At 63.5% G+C, this 1469-nt stretch carries 1 protein-coding gene; it reads right to left on the reverse strand.

Going from position 1 to position 1469, the window contains the following annotated elements; translation table 11 throughout:
• Positions 1–1272: glutathione-disulfide reductase (gene gor, locus EOA24_RS37725; RefSeq protein ID WP_127410807.1), on the reverse strand; the 1272-nt coding region annotated here is incomplete at its 3' end.
• Between the last annotated feature and the right edge of the window lie 197 nt (positions 1273–1469).

Consider the following 1469-nt stretch of genomic DNA (forward strand, 5'->3'; position numbering starts at 1 on the left):
CTTCAGCGGGATGCCGAGCAGCTGCGCCATCTCGCCGGCATCGGGACCCAGGATATGAGCGCCGAGCACCTTCCTGGACGCGCCGTCGACCACCAGCTTCATCAGCATCTTCTCGTCGCGGCCGGACAGCGTGTGCCGCATCGGACGGAAGGACGCGCGATAGATCTCGACATCGGGGAAGCGCTTGACCGCGTCGTCCTCCGACAGGCCGACGGTTCCAATCTCCGGCTGGGAGAATACAGCGGTCGGGATGGTGTCGTGATCCGACGCGGTCGGATTGCCCTTGAAGGCGGTCTCGATGAAGCACATCGCCTCGTGGATAGCGACCGGCGTCAGTTGCACGCGATGGGTGACGTCGCCGATTGCCCAGATGTTGTCGATGTTGGTGCGCGAATATTGGTCTACCATGATCGCGCCCGTCTTGCCGAGTTCGACGCCGACGCCTTCCAGGCCCATATTCTCGGTGTTGGGAATGCGCCCGATCGCCAGCATGACTTGGTCGACCGTGAGGGTCTGACCGCTTGACAGCAGCACATCTAGCCTGCCTTCAGGCGTCTTGCGCACCCATTCCGAAACCGCGGGGCAAAGAATCTTGATGCCCTTCTTCTCCATGGTCTCATGCAGCGAGCGGCGCAGATCCATGTCGAAGCGGCTGAGGATTTCCTGGCCGCGATAGACCAGCGTGGTGTCAACGCCCAAGCCGTGGAAAATGTTGGCGAACTCGACGGCGATATATCCGCCGCCCTCGATCATGATCGCCTTTGGCAGTTCCTTGAGATCGAAGGCCTCGTTGGAGAAGATGCAGTACTCATGGCCCGAAAGCGCCGGATGCGGCGCCGGCCTGCCGCCGGTGGCGATCAGGATCTGGTCGGCGCTGACGGTGCGGTCTTCGGCAACCAGGTAGACGGAATGCGGGTCGACCAGCACGGCGCGCGAGTGGAAGGTCTCGCCGCCTGAGCCCTCGACATTCCTCTTGTAGATCGCTTCGAGCCGCGCGATCTCCTTGTCCTTGTTGGCGACCAGCGTCTTCCAGTCGAAGCTCGCCTCGGGCACCGTCCAGCCATAGCCGGCGGCATCAGTGAAATGCTCTGGAAATTGCGAGGCATAGACATAGAGCTTCTTCGGCACGCAGCCGCGGATGACGCAGGTGCCGCCGAAGCGGTATTCCTCGGCGATGGCGACGCGCTTGCCGAGGGCCGCCGCCACCCGGGCCGCCCTGACCCCACCGGACCCGCCGCCGATGACGAACAGATCATAGTCATAACCGGCCATCGTGGTGGGCTCCTGGGGATGAGAAAGACGGGTCACAGGTAGGCTGCCAAGCGGCAAAAGAAAAGCCCGGGCAAAGCCGGGCTTTGTGGTCCAGCGGCCGACGGCCGAATTGAAGCCGATCAGTTCGCGGAATTGTCGGCGGGCGCCGAGCCATCGGCCGGAGCGGAATTGTCGGCCGGCGCGGTGGCGTCCGGAGC

Source organism: Mesorhizobium sp. M2A.F.Ca.ET.039.01.1.1 (assembly GCF_003998035.1).
Lineage (GTDB): Bacteria > Pseudomonadota > Alphaproteobacteria > Rhizobiales > Rhizobiaceae > Mesorhizobium.